Here is a 22,577-nt window from a genome sequence, read left to right as displayed (position 1 = left end):
ATAACTACTGTATAGTAGTGGTGGTAGTCGTCGTGAAGAAACTAAGAAAACCGAGGCCGGCTAATAGGATAAACGAGATTAAAGCGATATAGAGGCAAATACGTCCCACTTGCCTTTTTTCAGGATCTTTACTGAAGAGTGAGATGATCCAAGTGATAATACCGATTGGGGAAAATATAAAACTAAGAATATATAATAGTATTTTTTCAAATAAATTCATAAAAACATCCTCCTTTTTGACATTTCTATATGTGCTGTTTTCTTCTTATTAATGCTGCCATTATGTAGGAAAGTACAGAATAAACAGCACTAAAAATGATCCAAGCATCAAAGCTTTGTAAAGCTAGGTGTATGTCAAATTCAGAGACGATAATGAAAAATATAAAAGGGACAGTAAAAGAAATAATAATAGCAGCCCATTTAAATTTGTATAGCAAACTGCTCAAACAAATACATAGTAATGGTAAAGTGAAAAAAACGAAAGTGAAAGGGTGGATTAGCAATTGAAACATACATATCACCTCACAGGTTTCGTGTTTATTACTAATTATATGATAAAAAGGGAAATATTTCATCTTAGTTACGAATATTTTGATTATTTCGACTGTGAATATTTCCAAGCTTGTCCGTATAAGCTAAAATAAGGTATATAGTATTTGAGTAATTAAGTTATAAGAAGATAAATACGTTAGGGTGATATAAAATGTGGCGGAAGCTTACGATTATTGTAGTGTTACTTTGTTTAGCAGGATATGCAGCTTATGAACAGTTTGGTAAAAACGATCAGGCGGTACAAGAGGAGCAAGAAAAAAGTGAAGCTGCTATGAAAGAGATGATTGCAAGTAATGGTATTGAAATAGGGAAGAGTGCACCGGACTTTGAATTAACGAAGTTAGATGGAACGAATGTAAAGTTATCAGATTTAAAAGGAAAGAAAGTAATTTTAAACTTTTGGGCAACGTGGTGTGGACCTTGCCAACAAGAAATGCCGGATATGGAGGCTTTCTATAAAGAACATAAAGAAAACGTAGAAATTTTAGCGATAAATTATACACCTTCAGAAAAAGGTGGGGGGGTAGAAAAGGTAAGTAATTTTGCTAAGGAAAAAGGAATTACTTTTCCTATTTTATTGGACAAGAATATTGATGTGACAACAGCCTACAAAGTAATTACGATCCCAACTTCGTATTTTATAGATACAAAAGGTGTTATTCAAGATAAGTTTATTGGACCGATGACGCAAAAAGAGATGGAGAAACGGATTGCTAAATTAAAGTAAAGGTGAAAAGGTAGAAGTGGAAAGTAGCCATTTCTGCCTTTTCTTTTTTAAGTGGTGATAACTTCATGATATGATGTAAGAAATATATCCGTTAATAGATAAAGGAGTGGTATGGAGTGGGGAATGTATCCTTACCGTTAGATTATGTTGTAATTGATTTTGAAACAACAGGATTTAACCCTTATAATGATAAAATTATTCAAGTAGCAGCAGTGAAATATCGTAATCATGAACTAGTAGATCAATTTGTTTCCTATGTGAATCCAGAGCGTTCAATTCCGGACCGAATAACGAGTTTAACAGGTATTACGAATTATCGTGTTTCGGATGCACCGACGATTGAAGAAGTGTTACCTTTATTTTTAGCATTTTTACATACAAATGTAATTGTCGCTCATAACGCATCTTTTGATATGCGCTTTTTGAAAAGTAATGTGAATATGCTTGGATTACCGGAACCTCAAAATAAAGTGATTGATACTGTGTTTTTAGCAAAGAAATATATGAAGCACGCGCCTAATCATAAACTTGAAACGTTAAAGCGAATGCTTGGCATTCGTTTAAGTTCTCATAATGCATTTGATGATTGCATTACTTGTGCAGCTGTTTATCAAAAATGTGCCTCTATTGAAGAAGAGGCGAAAAGGAAATCAAATACAGAAGTGCTTGATGAAACAGCAGTATATGAAGCAGTAAAGGGGATACTTGTACGAAATAAACGTGATATCGAATGGGTTCGTTGTATGAATGTAGGAAGCTATTTGGATATAAAAGCTTTTTATCCAGTTATGAGAGTAAAAGTAAAAGGGCGAAAGAAATACATATTAACAGAGAGATTAGAAGATGATGTGAAAGAAATATGTACGAGTTTAAAATGTGAACCGGCGTTAAAAAGTGAAGTTGGTAATACGAGAATTATGCTGAATAGCTTAGAGGACGTCCTGAAATTAGAAAGTTATATTTTAGAGCAGTATGATTTCGTACTGCAAGCGCTGCATGATTATAAACAAAGTGAAATGAATGCAGATGAAAAGTTAAAAGAGTATTTGAATATTATGGTATAAAAAACTCCGTGTACGTTTTATTGTACACGGAGTTTTTTTAGGAGTAATAAAACATAAAATTTTCTTGCAAATCTGATTAAAGAGTTTTTCCTTTGCTCATACTATGTATAGTAAGAATGCGAAGGAGAGAGGGTGAACAGCGTGAGAAGAAGTCGCCGTAAATCATTTGACGAGCTTGTGAAAGAAAATAAACAACAATTATTAAGTGACCGCGATGCAATCGATCGTATTGAAGAGCGTATTGAAAAACGTTATGAAATGAAACTTTTTAAGCAAGCTGAATAATTCTTAACACTAGTACGATACTAGTGTTAAGGAGGCGATAGTAATGGGTAATCCGAAAAAGAATTCAAAAGACTTTGCACCGAATCATATTGGAACGCAATCAAAAAAAGCTGGTGGCAATAAAGGAAAGCAAATGCAAGACCAAACGGGTAAACAACCGATTGTTGATAACGGTTAAAAAGGGAGAATGTTATCATTCTACTTTTTGTGATGAGTAAAAAAGGGCTGACTTATGTCAGCCCTTTTTCGTAATCGTAAAGTTTTCGACGAGTAAACGCCAATTTTGCGGGAATGGTAAACCTATCTTCCAATAGCTAATACCGCCTATACCTTGTTCTTTCATTAAATTAAACTTACTTTGAACAGATCGTGAATCTTCAAACCAAACTTCGTGTTGTACACCATTTTCATCGAAATAATTAAAATGAGGAGCCTGAGCTGTGAAATCATAGCGGATCGGAACATTGTATTTACGAGCTAGTGCAACAGCTGCGACAGAGCTAATTGCTTTTGCAGGCGGATTTCCTTCTTTGAATGGAAGTTTCCAATCGAATCCGTATAAATTTTGTCCCATCATAATTTTTTGTGGAGGCATTTGAGATTTTGCGTATTGAAGCACTTCTTTTACAGGACCGATAGGAGAAATAGCCATTGGTGGCCCGCCCTGCCAACCCCAATCGTATGTCATAATGACGACGAAATCAACGATTTGACCTTGTGCTTTATAATCGTGAGCTTCAAAAAATTTTCCCTTTTGATTTGAACTTGTTTTCGGTACAAGTGTTGTACTTAATGTGTACCCGTTAGGTAAGCGTGTTTTTACATTTCGTAAAAAGCGATTATACGCTTCGCGATCTTCAGGTGCCACACTCTCAAAATCAAAATGAATGTCTCGCATACCGTACTTCTCAGCTGTTTGCAAAATATTTGTAATGAATTTGTTTTGAATTGTTGCGTCCCGTAAAATAACTGATGTCAGATCGGCACTGAAATTTCCATTTTCGATGTTCGTAATAACGAGCATAGGAATGGTGTTGCCTTGCGTTGCGATATTAGCGATTTTAGCTGTTTCCGTTGGTTCTTTTAACGTACCATCTCTTTTTGCCTCGAAACTGAAATAAGCTAAGTATGTTAAAAATGGATTAATAGCACGCGTAGCATTAACTAAACTTTCTTTAATAGGTATAGTTGAAGGTTGTAAATAAGCGATGGATTCTACTGCTCGTTTCGTCCCTTTCGGTATATATAATTGCTGTCCAACGTGGAGAATGGATTTTAAAGATAAGTTATTCACTTTAGCTAAACTAGCGAGAGGAACGTTATATGTTTGAGAGATCCGATACAGGCTATCGCCAGGCTGTACATAATAATTATTCCCTTTCGTATTCACAATCAGCGCCTGACCAACAACGAGTGTTTCAGCTGGATTTAGTCCGTTGTCCTTTACTATTTCGTCAGGTGTTGATCCATATTTTGAGGCCAAGCTATATACGCTATCACCGCTACGAACAGTTACAATTTGAATCATATGCTTGCTCCTTTCAGGAAAAGATTCACTGTTTTTATTTTATTTTTGATTCCGCTGTATTATGATTAAATGTATGCAAGGTAGTAGAAGTGAAAGAAGGCGAGTACATATGTTTGTAGCAGAACATGAAGTTGAAATCCGTTATGCGGAAACAGATCAAATGGGTGTTGTTTACCATTCAAATTATTTGGTGTGGCTTGAACTAGGCCGTACGAAACTTATACAAGATTTAGGGTTTTCATATGTTGAAATGGAGAAAGAGGGAATTATTTCTCCTGTGTTAGATTTGCAAATTTCGTATCGTAAAGCGATGCGTTACGGTGAACAAGCAATTGTGAAAACATGGGTGGACACTGTGAGCCCCCTTCGCGTTGTATATGGTTATGAAATATATAATGGTGAAGGTGAGCTTTGTATTACTGCAAGTACGACGAATATTTGTGCGAAAAAAGAAGGGTTCCGCCCTGTGTCATTTAAAAAGTTATATCCTGAGTGGTATGCGAAATATGAGGAAATTAAGAAAAAATAAAAAAGCGTGGCAGATGCCACGTTTTTTTTATTTTTCATAATTAAATTGAGGGAAATCATCACCGTCGTTAAATGTAACAGATAAATTATGTCCATCGAAGAACCACTCATCATCGCCTTCAATAAAGAAGTTAATACCTTCTTCTTGAGTTTGAACAGCAGGATGTGCAGGATCATCTTTACGAATACCTAAAGAAAGTCCCTTTTGCACTGTACTGCAACCGCCGTATTGTACGAAAAGGCGTAGTGTTTCACCCGATTGTAAGTTTAATTCGTTTTTATACCATTGTGCTGCTTCTTTTGTTACGGAAAGATTCATGTATAGTTCCTCCAAATTATGTTGCTTTTTCTTTAGTATAAAAAATAACGCAAAAAGACGCTATTAATATGCTTCACGTTTTCTTTTTGCGTTATGTGGGTTACGATCTTATTTTTGCTTTTTTGAAAAGTTTGCTTTCGGTTCAGTTTTATTTATAATTCGTCCGATATTTGCACGGTGTTTATAAATAACCATACCTGCTAATAAACACATCGCAATAATGAAGATTTTATCCCCGCTAACAATTGATGCAATAACAGCAACGACGGCTGTTACCATAGAAGAAAGTGATACGTATCTTGTTGTAAATAAAAGGCTGAAAAAGACAACAGCTAATATTGCAAAAACAACTGGTGAGTAGCATAATAGCACGCCAGCAGAAGTTGCAACTGCTTTACCACCACGGAATTTCGCGAAAATCGGATACACATGTCCAAGAACAGCTGCTAATCCGAACCATAGTGGGTGAACATCTAATCCGAAAATAATCGGTAGACTTGTTGCTAATGTACCTTTTAAAATGTCAGCAATTGTAACGATAAAACCTGCTTTTTTCCCTAGTGTGCGGAATGTATTTGTTCCGCCTAGATTACCGCTTCCGTGCTCACGAATGTCAATTCCATAACCAATCTTTCCAACGACTAGTGCAAATGGAATCGAGCCAAGTAAGTAGGCAACGATAAATAAAAGATATGTAGTAACCATAAGTTCAGTCTCCTTTATTCAAATGTGTTGATAAAGGGTAAAAAGAGTTTTTCCCGTATATTGTACCATACATTTGTAAAGAGCACATTTCTTTTTTGTAAATGAAAAATTCATTATTTCGTGAAAAAAATTTCACAGGAACGTTACATTTCTTACAGAAACAATCAGACTATATGTAGTAACATTTTAATCGAAAGACAACAACATATTGGTGGAGGGTTATAAATGTTACAAAAAAATACACGTGGAGAAGAATTAATGAGAGTGTTTGAGACGATTGTCCACGGCAATGAACAGGATTTAATGCAAGAAAATGCAAATGTAGATGGCCGCTCTCCGATGGGAGTAATGGGAACGTTCGCATCTGAGAGTGCGAAATATTATGCTGTTGAAAATTTATTGTCAGATCAAGTGAAAAAAGCGATAAATCAAAATATATTATATCCACATGACTTAGACTTTTATGCGACGGGAACGACGACTTGTTCGCAAATTCCGTTAGCGCAAATGCTTGCGAACGGTTTTCATACCGGACATGGGCATATGAGACAACCGCAAGACATTAAAAGTGCATTGGCCCTTTCATCTATTATTTTTCAAGCGAATCAAAATATGCAGCACGGTGGTCAATCGTTTGCACTCTTTGATATAGATTTAGCTCCGTATGTGAGAAAAACAGTAGCGAGACATAAGAAACGATTGCAGTCATATCCGCTTACGAAAGAACAAATAGAAGAGTTTGCATGGAAAGAAACAGAAAATGATACGTATCAGGCGTGTGAAGCTTTCATTCATAATTCAAATAGTATGCACAGTAGGGGCGGGGGACAAGTACCGTTTATTTCTATTAATTATGGAACAGACACATCAAAAGAGGGACGGTTATTAGTTAGACAGCTTTTAAAAGCGACACAAGCTGGTCTTGGTAAAGGGGAAACACCAATTTTTCCAATTCAAATTTTTAAAATGAAAAAAGGTGTGAACTTTGAAGAATGCGATCCGAACTACGATTTATTTGAATTAGCGTTAGAGACAACGGCTGAACGATTGTTCCCTAACTTTTCATTTTTAGATGCGCCATTTAATGCAGTGCATTATGATGGGCGACCGGAAAGTGAAGTGTGTTACATGGGATGTCGTACGCGTGTTATGTCTAACATACACGGAGAAGAAACAGCGATTGGAAGAGGGAATTTATCATTTACGTCTATTAACTTAGTGAAACTAGCGCTCATTAGTGGTTCAAAGGAAGCTTTTTTTGAAGCGTTAAATTACTACTTAGATTTAGGAATCCAGCAATTATTAGAGAGATTTGAGTATCAATGTACGAAGCGAGCAAGAGATTTTCGATTTTTATATTCACAAGGTGTATGGCGCGGTGGCGAAAAGTTACAGCCTGAAGATTCTGTAGCATCCATTTTAAAGCAAGGGACGTTAAGTCTTGGTTTTATCGGTCTTGCGGAATGTTTAGTAGCTTTAACAGGAAAACATCATGGAGAAGATGAAGAATCATGGAAACTCGGGTACGAAATTATTTCCTTTATGAGAGATAGAATGGATAAAGCGACAGAAGAACATGAACTGAATTTCTCAATCATTGCAACTCCTGCAGAAGGGTTATCAGGGAAGTTTGTGAAAAAAGATAGGGAAGAATTTGGCGTGATTACCGGTATAACGAACCATAATTATTATACGAATTCATTCCATATCCCAGTTTATTATAACATTCAAGCGATAAAAAAAATTCGTTTAGAAGGACCTTTCCATGCCTTATGTAACGGGGGACATATTACGTATATTGAATTAGACGGAGCAGCTATGCATAACAAACAGGCGTTAAAACAAATTGTACAAGCGATGGCAGATCATGGCGTTGGGTACGGTTCAATTAATCATCCTGTAGACCGTTGTAAGTGCTGTAGTTATCACGGAGTCATTGGAAATGAATGTCCAAGTTGCGGAAATGAAGACGAGGCTAATATAGAAAGAATTCGCCGTATAACAGGATATCTTGTAGGCGATATGTCGAAGTGGAATAGTGCAAAACGTAGTGAAGAAATGGATCGGGTGAAGCATAAATGAAAGTGATGAACATCATTCATGATAGTGTAGTAGACGGGGAAGGGTTGCGGACAGTCGTGTTTTTTGCGGGCTGTCCGCATCGTTGTTTCGGTTGCCATAATCCTAAATCGTGGAATATTTGTAATGGAACTGAAATGGCAGTAGAAGAAATTGTGAAAGAGATTGCAAGTAATCCATTAACTGATGTAACATTTTCAGGTGGAGATCCATTTTTTCAAGCTGCTGAAGTGAAAAAAGTAGCAAAAGCAGTGAAAGATATGAAAAAAAATTTATGGATGTATACAGGTTATACGTTAGAAGAGATACAGAGTTCTCAAAATAATGATATGATAGAGTTGTTACATTATGGGGATGTTTTAGTCGATGGAAGATTTGAAATCGAGAAAAAAGATTTAACACTTCCATTTCGCGGAAGCTCCAATCAACGTATTATTCGATTGAAAGAGTAAAAAGGCGGGATAGATTATATGAATAAAACAGTATTACTAGTTGAAGATGAAAGAAGATTACGTGAAATTGTTAGTGATTATTTTCGTAATGAAGGCTTTGAAGTAATCGAAGCAGAAGACGGAAAAAAAGCGTTAGAGTTATTTGCAGAGCATGAAATTGATTTAATTATGTTAGATATTATGTTACCTGAAATAGATGGATGGTCTGTGTGTAGACGAATTAGAAAAGAATCAGCAGTACCTATCATTATGTTAACAGCACGTTCAGATGAGGATGATACATTACTAGGGTTCGAATTAGGTGCAGATGAGTACGTAACGAAACCTTTCAGCCCGAAAGTGTTAGTAGCTCGAGCGAAGACGTTATTAAAACGTGCGGATGGCGTGGTAGGAGTAGCGGAAGAAAATGCTATGTCTTTAGCTGGAATAGAAGTGAATCGTCTATCTAGAACTGTTTTAGTAGATGGAGAAGAAATTATATTGACGCATAAAGAGTTTGAACTTCTTGTTTATTTAATGGAGAACAAAGGAATTGTGTTGTCACGTCAACATTTATTAGATCAGTTATGGGGATATGATTACTACGGAGATGACCGAACGGTTGATACTCATATTAAAAAACTACGAAACAAACTAGGAGATAAAGCGAAGCATATCGGTACTGTTATTCGAGTTGGTTATAAGTTTGAAGAATAATTGTAACGAATTGTGTACCTTAGCCTAGGGAAATGTCGATTTTATATCCTCTATTGCAGGTAGAATGTACAAAAAATACATTTCTTGTCTACAATGTTAGATAAGAGTATTTTTTTAATTGGATTTCACGATGAGTTCACAAGAAGGACACAAAACGTGACTATACTGAAAATACGAATTCACCAGAGAGGGGAAATAAAACATGGGATATTACGACGGACCGAATTTAAATGAAGAGCATAGTGAAACGAGAGAAGTGAGAAAATCAGGTAGTAAAAAAGGTTATTTTTTCACAGGTTTAGTCGGAGCGGTAGTTGGAGCTGTCACAATTAGTTTTGCGGCACCTTATATGCCATGGGCTCAAAATAATGGAGCGGCTGTATCATCATTTAGTTCGGATTCAAAAGTTGAAGGTACTGTAGTTCCTGTTGTCAATAAAGCAAAAAATGAAACTGATTTACCTGGTATGATTGAAGGCGCGAAAGATGTTGTTGTAGGTGTGATTAATATGCAACAAAGCATTGATCCATTTGCAATGCAACCGACAGGCCAAGAACAACAAGCTGGTTCAGGATCAGGTGTTATTTATAAAAAAGCAGGGAATAAAGCATATATTGTAACAAATAACCACGTAGTAGATGGAGCAAATAAACTTGCTGTGAAGCTGAGTGATGGAAAGCAAGTTGATGCGAAATTAGTTGGTAAAGACCCTTGGTTAGACTTAGCTGTTGTTGAAATTGATGGATCTAATGTAAATAAAGTGGCCACTTTAGGTGATTCAAGTAAACTTCGTGCGGGTGAAAAAGCAATTGCAATCGGTAACCCACTAGGGTTTGATGGAAGTGTAACGGAAGGTATTATTAGTAGTAAAGAACGTGAAATTCCAGTAGATATCGATGGCGATAAGCGTGCAGATTGGAACGCTCAAGTTATTCAAACAGATGCAGCGATTAACCCAGGTAATAGTGGTGGTGCGTTATTTAACCAAAACGGTGAAATAATTGGGATTAATTCAAGTAAAATTGCACAACAAGAAGTTGAAGGAATTGGCTTTGCTATTCCAATTAATATCGCAAAGCCGGTTATTGAATCACTTGAAAAAGACGGAGTAGTGAAACGTCCAGCTCTTGGAGTAGGTGTCGTTTCATTAGAAGATGTGCAAGCTTATGCAGTCAATCAATTGAAAGTACCGAAAGAAGTAACAAATGGCGTTGTATTAGGTAAAATTTACCCAATATCACCGGCCGAAAAAGCTGGTTTAGAGCAATATGATATTGTAGTAGCATTAGATAATCAAAAAGTAGAAAACTCACTTCAATTCCGTAAATATTTATATGAAAAGAAAAAAGTAGGCGAGAAAGTAGAAGTTACATTCTATCGTAACGGTCAAAAAATGACGAAATCGGCTACTTTAGCAGATAACTCAGCTACAAAGAATCAATAATCGGAATAAAAGAAAGTCTCTTTCATGTTGAAAGAGACTTTCTTTATCGGCTATACTAAAGGAATAGGAGGGATTAATTATGATGATTGAAAACCCAACTCGTACGGAAATTGGTGAAGTGTTAAAGAAAAGCAAAACGATTGCAGTTGTTGGATTGTCGGATAAACCAGAACGTACATCGTATATGGTTTCAAAAGCAATGCAAGATGCTGGGTATCGCATTATTCCAGTAAACCCAACAGTAGATGAGGTGCTAGGAGAAAAAGCAGTTTCTTCACTAAAGGATATTAAGGAACATGTTGATATTGTAAATGTATTCCGCCGTTCAGAATTTTTAATGGATGTTGCGAAAGAGTTTGTAGAGATTGATGCAGATGTTTTTTGGGCACAATTAGGAGTACAAGATGAAGATACATATAAACTTTTAAAAGAAAAAGACTATACTGTAATAATGGATCGTTGTATTAAAGTAGAACATGCGATGACAAAATAGTATAGATTTAAAGGTAGAAAGATTGATTCAGCCCTTATTATTGGTGAGTAGGGCCGATGAACGAGGTGTTCATCATGAGATTTTTTAAAGGCTGTTTTTGGGGATTGTTATTTGTAATCCCATTTTGGATCTTGATCATTTGGATCATAATAAAGGTTTGGAATGTGTAATCTTGGAATACATATCCATTTCTCGTTGACAAACGATTATTTTTCTGAAATAGTAGCCTAGAGGAATCCTTGTGAGAAAACAAGGATTTTTCTATTGAAAATGGTATATAAAAGAGATAAGATAACTTGCCAAAACTATAGTCGAGGCGTTATTCTATAATAGAAACATATGTTCTGATTTTGGATTAGGAAAGGGGCAAGGAGTTTGGCGAAGCATCAGTTCCAATATAATGAAGATGCGATTCAAGTGTTAGAAGGACTTGAAGCCGTTCGAAAACGCCCGGGTATGTATATCGGGAGTACGGATAGCCGTGGATTGCATCATTTAGTATATGAAATAGTAGATAACTCCGTTGACGAAGCGTTAGCGGGATTTGGCGACGAAATTTCAGTCGTAATACATAAAGATAATAGTATTAGCGTTATAGATAAAGGGCGAGGAATGCCTACGGGAATGCATAAACTTGGGAAACCTACACCTGAAGTTATTTTAACTGTACTTCATGCTGGTGGTAAGTTTGGTCAAGGTGGCTATAAAACGAGTGGTGGTTTACACGGTGTTGGGGCATCAGTTGTGAATGCCTTGTCAGAATGGTTAGTCGTAACGATTAAACGTGACGGAAATATTTATGAACAACGCTTTGAAAATGGTGGTATTCCTGCAACGACTTTAGAGAAAATCGGGAAAACGAAAGAGTCTGGTACGACAATGCATTTTAAACCAGATACAACGATTTTCAGCACAACAAATTATAATTATGAAACATTATGTGAGAGATTACGCGAATCTGCATTCTTATTAAAAGGAATGAAAATCTCGATAAAAGATGAACGAAATGATTTAGAGGATGTATTTCATTATGAAACAGGAATTGAAGCTTTCGTTTCATATTTAAACGAAGAAAAAGATTCCATTCATCCAGTTGTATACTTCACTGGTGAACAAAATGGGATTGAAGCAGAGTTAGCATTTCAATTTAACGATGGCTACTCAGAAAACATTTTATCGTTTGTAAATAACGTACGTACAAAAGATGGTGGAACACACGAAGCTGGATTTAAGACAGCGATGACGCGTGTGTTCAATGAGTATGCTCGTAAAGTTTCACTATTAAAAGAAAAAGATAAAAACTTAGAAGGTACAGATATTCGTGAAGGTGTAGCGGCTATTGTTTCTGTACGTGTACCAGAAGAAGTACTTCAGTTTGAAGGGCAAACGAAGGGGAAACTAGGTACAAGTGAAGCTCGTTCTTCAATTGATGCCATTGTATCAGAGCATTTAGCTTACTTTTTAGAAGAAAATCCGGATGTTGCTACACTTCTTGTAAGAAAGGCAGTTAAAGCAGCGCAAGCACGTGAGGCTGCTCGCAAAGCGAGAGAAGAAGCACGTAGTGGTAAAAAGAAAAAGAAATCAGAAGGTACATTAAGTGGTAAGTTAACACCTGCACAATCACGTAACCCGCAAAAAAATGAACTGTACCTAGTGGAGGGTGACTCTGCCGGTGGTTCCGCGAAACAAGGGCGAGACCGACGTTTCCAAGCAGTATTACCGTTACGTGGGAAAGTAATCAATACAGAAAAAGCAAAACTTGCTGATATCTTTAAAAATGAAGAGATTAATACAATCATTTATGCGATTGGCGGCGGCGTAGGAAATGAATTTGATGTGGAAGATATTAACTACGATAAAGTTGTCATTATGACCGATGCTGATACAGATGGAGCTCATATTCAAGTATTGTTACTAACGTTCTTCTACAGATATATGAAGCCACTTATTGAAGCTGGTAAAGTGTTTATCGCACTTCCTCCTTTATACAAAGTAAGTAAAGGAAAAGGGAAAAGTGAAGTAATTGAATATGCATGGTCGGATGATGAATTAGATGGTGTAACGAAAAAAGTTGGAAAAGGTTATATGTTACAGCGTTATAAAGGACTTGGTGAAATGAATGCAGATCAATTATGGGAAACGACTATGAATCCTGAAACACGTACGTTAATTCGCGTGAAAATTGATGATGCAGCAAGAGCAGAACGCCGCGTTACAACGTTAATGGGTGATAAAGTAGAACCTCGTCGTAAATGGATCGAACGCAATGTACAATTTGGTATGCAAGAAGAAGGAAATATTTTAGAAAATGAAATGATTATGGAGACGGAGGTGGAATAACATGCAAGCAGAGAAGTTTCATGACCTCCCGCTTGAAGACGTGTTAGGTGACCGCTTTGCACGTTATAGTAAATATATAATTCAAGATCGAGCGCTTCCAGATGCGCGTGATGGTTTAAAGCCGGTACAAAGACGTATTTTATATTCTATGTATGTAGAAGGAAACGTCCATGATAAAGCGTTCCGTAAGTCAGCTAAAACAGTAGGTAACGTTATCGGTAATTATCATCCGCATGGTGATTCCTCTGTATATGAGGCGATGGTACGTTTAAGCCAAACTTGGAAAGTACGTAATGTTTTAGTTGAAATGCACGGTAATAATGGTAGTGTTGATGGCGATCCAGCAGCAGCAATGCGTTATACAGAAGCGCGTTTATCGCCAATCGCATCTGAGTTATTACGTGATCTTGATAAAGAAACAGTGGAATTCGTGTCAAACTTTGATGATACGAGTGAAGAACCAGTTGTATTACCAGCAGCGTTCCCAAACTTATTAGTGAACGGATCTACAGGGATTTCCGCTGGTTATGCAACAGAAATTCCTCCGCATCACCTTGGAGAAGTAATTGATGCAACGATGATGCGTATTGATAAGCCGAATAGTACTGTTGATGATTTATTAACAGTTATGAAAGGACCAGATTTTCCGACTGGTGGTATTATTCAAGGGATTGATGGTATCAAAAAAGCGTATGAAACAGGAAAAGGTAAAATTATTATTCGTGGAAAAGCGGAAGTTGAAATGATGCGTGGTGGTGGTAAACAGCAAATCGTAATCACTGAGATTCCTTACGAAGTGAATAAAGCAAACCTTGTTAAGAAAATGGATGAATTACGTCTAGATAAAAAATTAGATGGTATTGCTGAAGTGCGTGATGAGACAGATCGTACAGGTCTCCGTATTGTTGTAGAGTTAAAAAAAGAAGCAAATGCTGAAGGTATTTTAAATTATTTATATAAAAATACAGATTTACAAATTCCATACAACTTTAATATGGTAGCGATTAATAATCGTCGTCCAACACTTATGACATTACCAAAAATTTTAGATGCGTATATTGGACATCAAAAAGAAGTCATTACGAGACGTTCACAATATGAATTACGAAAAGCAGAAAATCGTCAACATATTGTAGAAGGATTAAAGAAAGCATTATCGATTTTAGACCAAGTAATCGAGACAATTCGAGCTTCAAAAGATAAACGTAATGCGAAAGATAATTTAAGTGCAAAATTTGGCTTTACAGAAGCGCAGGCGGAAGCAATTGTTTCCTTGCAATTATATCGTTTAACGAATACAGATATTACAGCGCTAGAACAAGAAGCAGACGAGCTCAATAAGAAGATTATAGAGTTACAGTCAATTTTACAAAGTGAAAAAAGACTTCTTCAAGTCATTAAAACTGATTTGAAGAGAGTAAAGAAAACATATAGTGATGATCGCCGTGCTATTATTGAAGAACAAATTGAGGAAATTAAAATCGATGTGGAAGTTATGATTCCGCAGGAAGATGTCATCGTTACTGTAACGAAAGAAGGATATGTGAAACGAACAGGTTGGCGTTCACATAATGCATCAAACGGCAAAGACTTCGGTATGAAAGAGGGTGACATCTTACTTGAACGATTCGATACGAATACAACAGAGACAGTCCTCTTATTTACGAACAAAGGAAACTATATATATCTGCCAGTATATGAAATGCCAGATATTCGTTGGAAAGATTTAGGTCAACATGTTGCTAATATCGTTTCACTCGACCGGGATGAAACGATTATTTGGGCGACTGTCGTACCGAATTTTGAGGAAGAAAAACGATTTATCGTATTTGTAACAAAGAATGGTATGATAAAGAAAACAGAATTAAATCAATATAAAGTTCAGCGCTATTCAAGGGCGTTCGTTGCTGTAAACTTGAAAAAAGATGATGAAGTTGTCGATATATTTGCGACAGATGGAACGAGTGATATTGTTCTTGCAACACATGGTGCATATGCACTTATTTTCCATGAAGATGAAGTAAGTCCAGTCGGTGTAAGAGCTGCTGGTGTGAAAGCAATTAATTTAAAAGAAGATGACTATGTCGCTTCTGGTAAAGCGTTAAATGGTGACAAAGATCAACTTATACTCGTAACACAGCGCGGTGCTGTAAAACGTCTAAAAGCATCAGAAATTGAAAAATCAACGAGGGCGAAACGAGGTCTTGTTATTTTCAAAGAGTTAAAACGTAATCCATACCGCATTGTCGGTATTGAAATTGTTCGGGACGATGAATTAGTTTACATGAAGACAGAGAAAAACGTTGTAGAAGAGATAGATCCGAAAGCGTATCGAAATAAAGATCGGTATAGTAACGGTAGCCTAGTGCTAGATGTTAATGATACTGGTGAAGTAGTAGAAACGTGGACGAAAAAACGACCGGAGTAAAAAAGCATCTTGCTATGAATAATAGCAAGATGCTTTTTTCTAGGCAAATTATTATGTAAATAATAATAATCTTGTTATAATAACTGGATGAAATCGTTCTCATGAAGTGAAACTTTAATCAGTGGAGATTTTCTTTATCCCAACTGATTATTAGTTGAAACTGGACAGATGGAGGGGCAACATGAAAAAAATAGGTGTAGGGATTGTAGGATTTGGCTTTTCTAGTACAACATTTCATATCCCATTATTACAAACGATAGAAGAATACGATATTCGTGCTATTTTATCTTCAAAAGAAGAACGAGTGAAACAAGCATTACCAAATGCGGAAGTTGTTGGCACAATTGAGGAATTAGTAAATCGTGCTGATATTGACTTAGTGGTCATTACTTCACCAAACACAACTCATTTTCCATATGTAAAAGAAGCAATATTACATGGTAAGCATGTTGTTGTGGAAAAACCATTTGTTGTTTCAATTGAAGAAGGCGAAGAACTTATCGCATTAGCGAAGCAACATAATGTCGTATTGAGCGTATATCATAATCGTCGTTTTGATAATGATTTCTTAACGATAAAGAAATTGTTAGAAGAAAATAGGATAGGGAATCTATACGCATATGAAGCACATTTCGATCGTTTCCGTCCGAATGTACGTGATCGCTGGAGAGAAAAGAACTTACCAGGATCAGGGATATTATATGATTTAGGGTCTCATTTAATTGACCAAGCATTGTCGTTATTTGGGAAACCGGATGCGATAAGTGCAGATGTGATCAAACAGCGACCAGGTGCAGAAATTGATGACTACTTCCATGTTATACTTCACTACGGTGTGAAGCGTGTCACTTTACATAGTAGTAGTTACGTAAAGCAAGCAGGTCCACACTTTACACTGCATGGAGATAAAGGTTCTATCGTGAAATACGGTATGGATTCACAGGAAGAACAATTAAAAAATGGAATGAAGCCAGGCGATAATGGTTATGGAGCAGACATTGAAGAGAATTTTGCTACTTTAGAAACAGAAGGAGAGTTAGTGCGTATTCCGACAGAAGTAGGCTGTTATGACATGTACTATAAAGGTGTAAGAGATAGTATTGTAAATGGTGAAAAATTACCTGTGACAGCACAAGGAGGTTTAGATGTTATTAAACTGATTCAATTAGCGATTGAAAGTAGTGAAACGGGTAGAGTTATTTCGGTAAAATAAAAAAGACACGAATTTCGTGTCTTTTTTATTTTTGTGGAACAGAAAGTCCATAAAAGAACATCGTAACGATATCTTGTATATGTTTTTCGCGATCTCCTTCAAGAAGCTGTGCTCCGAAATCATCACCTAATTTAGTGAACATTTGAATGTATAGCAACATCATTTCTTTAGTAAGGTGAGGGTTTATTTCATTTTTTTGTTGTGCTTGTTCTAATATTTCTAAATACCAAGGCAGAATTTTTTCGTTTTGATAACTATAAATAAACTCTCGGAGCTCTTCATCTCTTTGCATCATTTGTAGCAACATATCAGGCTGAAATAATCCGCCAGTATTCATTTTTCTTACAATCATTTTTTGCATCATATCATGAAAAGGTAATTTTTCTTCAGCAAGCTCTTTATAATATTGAAATTCAGATATGATAAATTCTTGTATAAGTTCTCTAAATAACGCATCTTTACTTCCGAAATGATTATAAATGGTAACTTGAGAAACGTTTGCTTTTTTTGCAATATGTTCTATTTTCACTTCATTAAATCCGCGTTCTGAAAATAATAAGAAGGCTGCCTCTTTTATGGCACGTTTTTTCTTTTCTTTCACTTTTTCAAAGCCGTTCAATGCAATCACCTCAATTAAAATATACAAGAAAAAATAATGAAAAACAATATTTTTGAAATATGGACATATAAATATTTCAAAAAGTTGTTGCGAATGTGAAAGATGAGGAGTACAATAACTTTGAAATATCATATATCAAATATTTCAAAAAATGAGGTGGACTTATGATTTCAGTTCAAAATGTTACAAAACAGTTTTCAAATGGGAAAGGCTTGTTTCATATTACATTTGAAGTGAAAGAAGGGGAAGTTTTTGGATACTTAGGACCAAACGGTGCTGGGAAATCCACAACAATTCGTAATTTAATGGGATTTATAAAACCGACTGCTGGAAAATCTTCAATTTTCGGATTAGATTGTTGGAATGATGCCGCGAAGATTCAAAGGGAAGTCGGTTATTTACCAGGAGAAATTTCTTTTATTGAAGGAATGAACGGATTAGAGTTTTTAAAGTTAATGCAAGGAATGCGCGGTTTAAAGGATACGAAAAGACGAGATGAACTCATAGAGCGTCTACAATTTGATGTGAAAACACCAATTCGAAAAATGTCTAAAGGAATGAAGCAAAAAGTAGGAATTGTTGCTGCTTTTATGCATGATCCAGAAGTGTTAATTTTGGATGAACCGACATCAGGACTCGATCCGCTCATGCAGCAAGTATTTATAGATTTAATATTAGAGGAAAAGCAAAGAGGGAAAACAATCCTTATGTCATCACACATTTTTACTGAGATTGAGAGAACTTGTGACAGAGTGGCTATAATTAAAGATGGCCGCCTTGTAACAGTTGAAAATATTCATGATTTACAAAGTATGAGACGACAAGTAATAGATGTAACTGTATCATCGCAAGAAGAGATTGAATCTCTTACGCAATGTAATTTGGAATTTGAAGCGGTGAAAGGCAGAGAAGCATCGATTATTGTGCAAGGAAACTATCAAACTGTTTTACAAACACTTTCAAACTATAATGTAACGGCGCTTCAAACGAGAGCAATGGATTTAGAACATTTATTTATGCATTATTACGATAAGAAAGAAGGGATAAAGCATGAATAAGCAATTGTTTTTAGCTAGTTTGAAAGAAACACAAAAAAGTATTTTGAGTTATGCTACGGGTGCAGCCCTTTATTTATGGTTATTAATTTGGATCTTCCCTTCCATGGTATCAGCGAAAGGATTAAATGAATTAATAAGTGCTATGCCTGATAGTGTGAAAAAAATCGTTGGTATGGAAAGTCCGATTCAAAATGTAATGGATTTTTTAGCTGGCGAATATTATAGTCTATTGTTTATTATCATATTGACGATTTTTTGTGTAACAGTTGCGACGCATTTAATTGCTCGTCATGTAGATAAAGGAGCGATGGCATATTTGCTCGCAACGCCTGTATCTAGAGTGCAAATTGCAATCACGCAAGCGTCTATTCTTATATTGGGACTACTAATTATTGTAGCTGTTACGTATGTAGCAGGTATAGTAGGTGCAGAATGGTTTTTAGAAGATAATAATTTAAATAAAGAATTATTCCTGAAGATAAACGTAGTCGGAGGGCTCATCTTTTTAGTCGTTAGTGCTTATTCATTTTTCTTTTCTTGTATATGTAATGACGAGAGAAAGGCACTTAGCTACTCAGCAAGTTTAACGATTTTGTTTTTCGCATTAGATATGGTAGGTAAATTAAGTGATAAGTTAGAGTGGATGAGAAATATATCATTATTTACGCTATTTCGTCCGAAAGAAATTGCTGAGGGAACGTATAATATATGGCCAGTAAGTATAGGTTTAACTGCTGGAGCGCTTTGTATTTTCATCGTAGCGATTGTAGTGTTTAGAAAGAGGGATTTACCGTTGTAAAGTAGAAAGTCCACTGATAGAGTGGGCTTTTTTTGATGAGGAGGAAGCGAATGAATCATTTGTTCCGGGTGCAGCTATATGTAAATGATATTGAAAAGTCATTATTGTTTTATGAAGAAGTAATTGGTTTAAAGTTGTATAAACGAAATATGCATGGAGCTCGTTTTAATCATGACCAGTTTTCTTTATTACTAGTTAGTGATTCAAGATTGAATGAAAATCACTATTTTTACAATCGAAAAGAGATGAAGGGGAATGGCTTTGAACTAATTATTGTTGTCAATCGGCTTGAAGAAGTATATGAACGTTGTAAAGAGAATCGGTGCACAATACAAGAAGAAATTCAAACTTATCCATGGGAGATGAGAGGATTTAAAATTGTGGATCCAGATGGGTATTTCCTTAGAATTACATCCGAGTAAAGGTAAACATGAAAAATGTTTACCTTTTTTTATGAAAATATTCAAAAAAATGAACCTTTTTCTAGGCCCATCCGTCTAATACATGTAAAGTTAAATTTGAAGTGAGGATGAAACAGGAGGAGCAATTGTGAAAGTAATCCCTTTATATAAAATGATTGTAAAAGAAGAAACGGATGTTTCTTTAGCGAAAAAAGGTGATCATGAAGCGTTTATGGCGCTTATACATACAGAAAAAGTGAAGATGTATCGCATTGCAAAAGCGATGTTATGCGATGAGACAAATATAGAGGATGCGATACAGGCAACAATTTTAAAAGCCTATGAAAATATAAAAAAATTAAAGAAAGAAGAGTTTTTTCAAACTTGGTTAATTCGAATTTTGATAAATGAGTGTAACAATATTATTAGGTCATACAAAAAGATAATGGTAATAGAAGAAAGTGATTACAATATGAGTGCTTATGATCAGTATGAAGATATAGATTTGTGTAATGCGATTCAATCATTACATGAAGAATTAAGAGCTGTTACGGTGCTTTTTTATTATGAAGATATGAATCAAGAAAGTATAGCGAAGCTTTTAGAAGTGCCAAAAGGAACAGTGAAATCGAGATTGTCACGCGCGAGGGAACAACTGCAAAAGCGATTAAAGATGGAATAGGGGGTGTATAGGATGGATAATGAAAAATTATTTGATGAGAAAATAAAAAAGAGAATAAAAGAAGAGAATGTTATAGTACCGCCAGAGTTAAATGAAAAGATTAATCGTACACTACATAATCTTCCGGTAAAAAAGAAAGGTTACAGAGTTTATATGATGGCTATAAGTGCTGCGGTTCTAACACTTTCAATTGTGTCTATGTCGAAGTTTTCTGATCAAATTTTTGCTCAAAATGGTGGGGTATTTGAATATGTAAAGAAAAAGGCGTTTTCTGATTATGAAAATGAAGAAGAAATAAAATCGAACGTAAACTATCCAGATAAAGAAAAGATTCATGAAAAGATGCTGGATTCCATTGATCATTTTAAAAATATTTCAGGACAATTTGAGGAATATTCTAGTTCGTCAAGAATTGCTACAACATACAAATATGCGATTGATACGGAGCAACAAAGTGGTATCTCTTCGAAAGAAGATAGGCTAACGAAAAAACGAGCAATTATATATAACGAGGGCAAGAAAAAAGAATTTGATGATGAGAAGTATACATATAAAGAGACGAAATGGAGCCCGAAAGAAAGAAACTATGAACTATTAAAATTAAACCCTACGGAAAGATTATTGAGAAAATCAGGCGAGAAAAAAAGGTATGATGATGAATATGTGGGATTCGCAAAGTATAGTATACAATCAGAATTTGCTGATTTATTAATCCGATATAAAGATTGGAATTATAAAGAAACGAAGTATCTTGGACTTGATTGTTACAAAATAGAAGGGACAATAAACATAGAAATGCCTGTAAGTACATCTGAAGATTTAAGAGGAAAATTTGAAATGGTTGTAGAGAAAAATACAGGGATTATGCTAAAGTTCCTTAGTTTCCACGAAGGTATGATTCAATATTCGATTACGACTGAATGGATACAAATAAACAAAGGATTGAAAGAGAATGTATTTCAAAAGGATTGGGCTAAGTATGAAAAATTGAAAAACATATTAGATGAATAGAAAACGGAGGGAAATATATGGAGAATACCTCTTCTTCAAGAGAAAAGAAAAATAAAAGAAAATATAAGAAGACAATGATAATAAGTGTATTGTTAGTAGCATTATTATTTGGCGGAGTTGGATATGGTGCGTATGTGTACATGAAAACTTCTAATCTCGTACAAAAATCTAGTTTGAATTTAGCACGCGGTGAAAAATCAAATTTACGTGAGAAAGCCGTAAAGCCGATTACAAATAATGTTTCACTTTTAATTATGGGCATTGATGAAAATCAAGAACGACAAAAGGAGTATAATGGTGCATTTCATACAGATGCGTTACTGTTAGCTACTTTTAATAAAGATGATAAGACAGTGAAATTAACGAGTATACCACGTGATACATACACATATGTTCCAGTTGAAAAGAAAAAAGATAAAATAACGCATGCATATGGAAGTGGTTTCGTTAAAAATGGTAAAGATGGAGGGCCGCAAGCTTCAATGGAAGCGGTAGAAAAATTGTTACAAGTGCCTGTTGATTATTTTGTGAAGTTTAATTTTAATGCATTCACTAAAATTGTTGATGGATTAGATGGGGTTGAAGTAGATGTCCCAGTTGAATTTACGGAGCAAAATAGTAAAGATGAACCTGACGCGATTCATTTGAAAAAAGGACTACAAAAATTAACAGGGGAAGAAGCGCTTGCGCTAGCAAGAACGCGTCATATTGATAGTGATGCAATGAGAGGTCAGCGCCAACAACTTGTTATTGAAGCGATGTTAAGTAAATTAAAAAGTGTAGGATCGATTACGAAGCTAGAAAAAATAGTTGAGGCGGTTGACGGGGATTTTAAAACAAATTTAGTAATGGATGATATTTTATCTTTTTATAAATACGGTTTAAACGGTTCAGTTGAAAAAATACAATTAGCTGGTGATGATTTATATTTACCTAACGGTCCAAATGGGCAACGTGTATATTATTATAATCCTAATAAAAAAGATTTGCAGAGTTTGAGTAATACGCTTAGAACGCATCTAGGATTAAGTGAAAAGCAGATTGAGGAGAATTGAAGCAGGCGTAATGTCTGCTTTTTTATTTCGTTAAATAGTATGTCATTTAAATTTGAATGTTATATACTATTTTAAAATTATGGATAATGGTGTAACATA

The 22,577-nt window shown here is 35.4% G+C and carries 24 protein-coding genes; 19 read left to right on the top strand and 5 right to left on the bottom strand.

Annotated features, from left to right (window positions below):
* Positions 1-4 precede the first annotated feature (4 nt).
* The gene (locus VF726_RS19420) at positions 5-220 is read right to left on the bottom strand and encodes a hypothetical protein (protein ID WP_440171267.1); all 216 of its coding nucleotides are present in this window, start codon (positions 218-220) and stop codon (positions 5-7) included.
* A 483-nt stretch (positions 221-703) separates the two neighbouring features.
* On the opposite strand from VF726_RS19420, the gene VF726_RS19415 reads away from it, so the two are divergent.
* The 4 genes from VF726_RS19415 to sspN all read left to right on the top strand — a co-directional run bounded on the left by VF726_RS19415 (position 704) and on the right by sspN (position 2,806).
* On the top strand, positions 704-1,279 hold the full coding sequence (locus VF726_RS19415) for a TlpA family protein disulfide reductase (RefSeq protein WP_440171265.1): 576 nt from the start codon (positions 704-706) through the stop codon (positions 1,277-1,279).
* 116 nt (positions 1,280-1,395) lie between these two features.
* A complete protein-coding gene (locus VF726_RS19410) occupies positions 1,396-2,343 on the top strand; it encodes a 3'-5' exonuclease (protein ID WP_440171263.1) in 948 nt (315 codons plus the stop codon).
* 141 nt (positions 2,344-2,484) lie between these two features.
* Positions 2,485-2,628 carry an FbpB family small basic protein gene (locus tag VF726_RS19405; RefSeq protein WP_001254697.1) on the top strand — a complete coding sequence of 48 codons (144 nt, stop codon included), beginning with the start codon at positions 2,485-2,487 and terminating at the stop codon, positions 2,626-2,628.
* A 43-nt stretch (positions 2,629-2,671) separates the two neighbouring features.
* A complete protein-coding gene (gene sspN, locus VF726_RS19400; protein ID WP_000527987.1) occupies positions 2,672-2,806 on the top strand; it encodes an acid-soluble spore protein SspN in 135 nt (44 codons plus the stop codon).
* 57 nt (positions 2,807-2,863) lie between these two features.
* Here sspN and VF726_RS19395 read toward each other — a convergent pair whose 3' ends face one another.
* On the bottom strand, positions 2,864-4,156 hold the full coding sequence (locus VF726_RS19395; RefSeq protein WP_029439702.1) for a glycosyl hydrolase family 18 protein: 1,293 nt from the start codon (positions 4,154-4,156) through the stop codon (positions 2,864-2,866).
* A 109-nt stretch (positions 4,157-4,265) separates the two neighbouring features.
* On the opposite strand from VF726_RS19395, the gene VF726_RS19390 reads away from it, so the two are divergent.
* The gene (locus VF726_RS19390) at positions 4,266-4,685 is read left to right on the top strand and encodes an acyl-CoA thioesterase (protein ID WP_440171259.1); all 420 of its coding nucleotides are present in this window, start codon (positions 4,266-4,268) and stop codon (positions 4,683-4,685) included.
* 27 nt (positions 4,686-4,712) lie between these two features.
* Here the strand turns inward: VF726_RS19390 and VF726_RS19385 are convergent, their stop codons facing one another.
* Complete coding sequence (locus VF726_RS19385; protein ID WP_001054449.1) at positions 4,713-5,003, bottom strand: HesB/YadR/YfhF family protein; 291 nt, start codon at positions 5,001-5,003, stop codon at positions 4,713-4,715.
* A gap of 108 nt (positions 5,004-5,111) precedes the next feature.
* Positions 5,112-5,708: a glycerol-3-phosphate 1-O-acyltransferase PlsY gene (gene plsY / locus VF726_RS19380; protein ID WP_000258967.1), complete on the bottom strand. Its 597-nt coding sequence runs from the start codon at positions 5,706-5,708 to the stop codon at positions 5,112-5,114.
* A 225-nt stretch (positions 5,709-5,933) separates the two neighbouring features.
* Here plsY and VF726_RS19375 point away from each other — a divergent pair, with 225 nt between their 5' ends.
* The 8 genes from VF726_RS19375 (at position 5,934) to VF726_RS19340 (ending at position 16,853) form a co-directional block, all read left to right on the top strand.
* Positions 5,934-7,790 carry an anaerobic ribonucleoside triphosphate reductase gene (locus tag VF726_RS19375; protein WP_440171256.1) on the top strand — a complete coding sequence of 619 codons (1,857 nt, stop codon included), beginning with the start codon at positions 5,934-5,936 and terminating at the stop codon, positions 7,788-7,790.
* Positions 7,787-8,239 carry an anaerobic ribonucleoside-triphosphate reductase activating protein gene (gene nrdG, locus VF726_RS19370; RefSeq protein WP_001994666.1) on the top strand — a complete coding sequence of 151 codons (453 nt, stop codon included), beginning with the start codon at positions 7,787-7,789 and terminating at the stop codon, positions 8,237-8,239. Before VF726_RS19375 ends, nrdG begins: the two co-directional genes overlap by 4 nt.
* 18 nt (positions 8,240-8,257) lie before the next feature.
* Entirely contained in the window at positions 8,258-8,935 is a 678-nt protein-coding gene (locus VF726_RS19365) for a response regulator transcription factor (RefSeq protein ID WP_001044683.1), read from the top strand.
* Between the two features lie 202 nt (positions 8,936-9,137).
* The gene (locus VF726_RS19360) at positions 9,138-10,379 is read left to right on the top strand and encodes a S1C family serine protease (RefSeq protein WP_440171253.1); all 1,242 of its coding nucleotides are present in this window, start codon (positions 9,138-9,140) and stop codon (positions 10,377-10,379) included.
* 79 nt (positions 10,380-10,458) lie between these two features.
* The gene (locus tag VF726_RS19355; RefSeq protein WP_042512305.1) at positions 10,459-10,872 is read left to right on the top strand and encodes a CoA-binding protein; all 414 of its coding nucleotides are present in this window, start codon (positions 10,459-10,461) and stop codon (positions 10,870-10,872) included.
* A gap of 375 nt (positions 10,873-11,247) precedes the next feature.
* The gene (gene parE, locus VF726_RS19350; protein ID WP_440171250.1) at positions 11,248-13,212 is read left to right on the top strand and encodes a DNA topoisomerase IV subunit B; all 1,965 of its coding nucleotides are present in this window, start codon (positions 11,248-11,250) and stop codon (positions 13,210-13,212) included.
* A gap of 1 nt (position 13,213) precedes the next feature.
* On the top strand, positions 13,214-15,640 hold the full coding sequence (gene parC, locus VF726_RS19345; protein ID WP_440171248.1) for a DNA topoisomerase IV subunit A: 2,427 nt from the start codon (positions 13,214-13,216) through the stop codon (positions 15,638-15,640).
* Between the two features lie 181 nt (positions 15,641-15,821).
* Entirely contained in the window at positions 15,822-16,853 is a 1,032-nt protein-coding gene (locus tag VF726_RS19340) for an oxidoreductase (protein WP_440171246.1), read from the top strand.
* 25 nt (positions 16,854-16,878) lie between these two features.
* Here the strand turns inward: VF726_RS19340 and VF726_RS19335 are convergent, their stop codons facing one another.
* Positions 16,879-17,472: a TetR/AcrR family transcriptional regulator gene (locus VF726_RS19335; RefSeq protein ID WP_440171244.1), complete on the bottom strand. Its 594-nt coding sequence runs from the start codon at positions 17,470-17,472 to the stop codon at positions 16,879-16,881.
* Between the two features lie 164 nt (positions 17,473-17,636).
* Between VF726_RS19335 and VF726_RS19330 the strand changes: the two genes are divergently transcribed.
* From VF726_RS19330 to VF726_RS19305, 6 genes are all read left to right on the top strand, one after another.
* Positions 17,637-18,530, top strand: coding sequence for an ABC transporter ATP-binding protein (locus VF726_RS19330; protein ID WP_440171242.1), 894 nt, complete (start codon positions 17,637-17,639; stop codon positions 18,528-18,530).
* Positions 18,523-19,329 carry an ABC transporter permease subunit gene (locus VF726_RS19325; RefSeq protein ID WP_440171240.1) on the top strand — a complete coding sequence of 269 codons (807 nt, stop codon included), beginning with the start codon at positions 18,523-18,525 and terminating at the stop codon, positions 19,327-19,329. The genes VF726_RS19330 and VF726_RS19325 overlap by 8 nt, the downstream gene beginning before the upstream one ends.
* Before the next feature lie 50 nt (positions 19,330-19,379).
* Positions 19,380-19,751 (top strand): VOC family protein, encoded by a 372-nt coding sequence (locus VF726_RS19320; protein WP_440171238.1) that lies wholly within the window; start codon positions 19,380-19,382, stop codon positions 19,749-19,751.
* 127 nt (positions 19,752-19,878) lie between these two features.
* The gene (locus VF726_RS19315) at positions 19,879-20,412 is read left to right on the top strand and encodes an RNA polymerase sigma factor (protein ID WP_440171236.1); all 534 of its coding nucleotides are present in this window, start codon (positions 19,879-19,881) and stop codon (positions 20,410-20,412) included.
* A 12-nt stretch (positions 20,413-20,424) separates the two neighbouring features.
* Complete coding sequence (locus VF726_RS19310; protein WP_440171234.1) at positions 20,425-21,423, top strand: anti-sigma factor; 999 nt, start codon at positions 20,425-20,427, stop codon at positions 21,421-21,423.
* Between the two features lie 17 nt (positions 21,424-21,440).
* Positions 21,441-22,478, top strand: a complete 1,038-nt coding sequence (locus VF726_RS19305) for an LCP family protein (RefSeq protein ID WP_144488139.1) — start codon at positions 21,441-21,443, stop codon at positions 22,476-22,478.
* Positions 22,479-22,577 lie beyond the last annotated feature (99 nt).

Source organism: Bacillus sp. Brlt_9, assembly GCF_051948935.1.
GTDB lineage: Bacteria > Bacillota > Bacilli > Bacillales > Bacillaceae_G > Bacillus_A.
The sequence above is the reverse complement of the archived record's forward strand: the minus strand, read 5'-3'. Positions and strand labels throughout refer to the sequence as shown.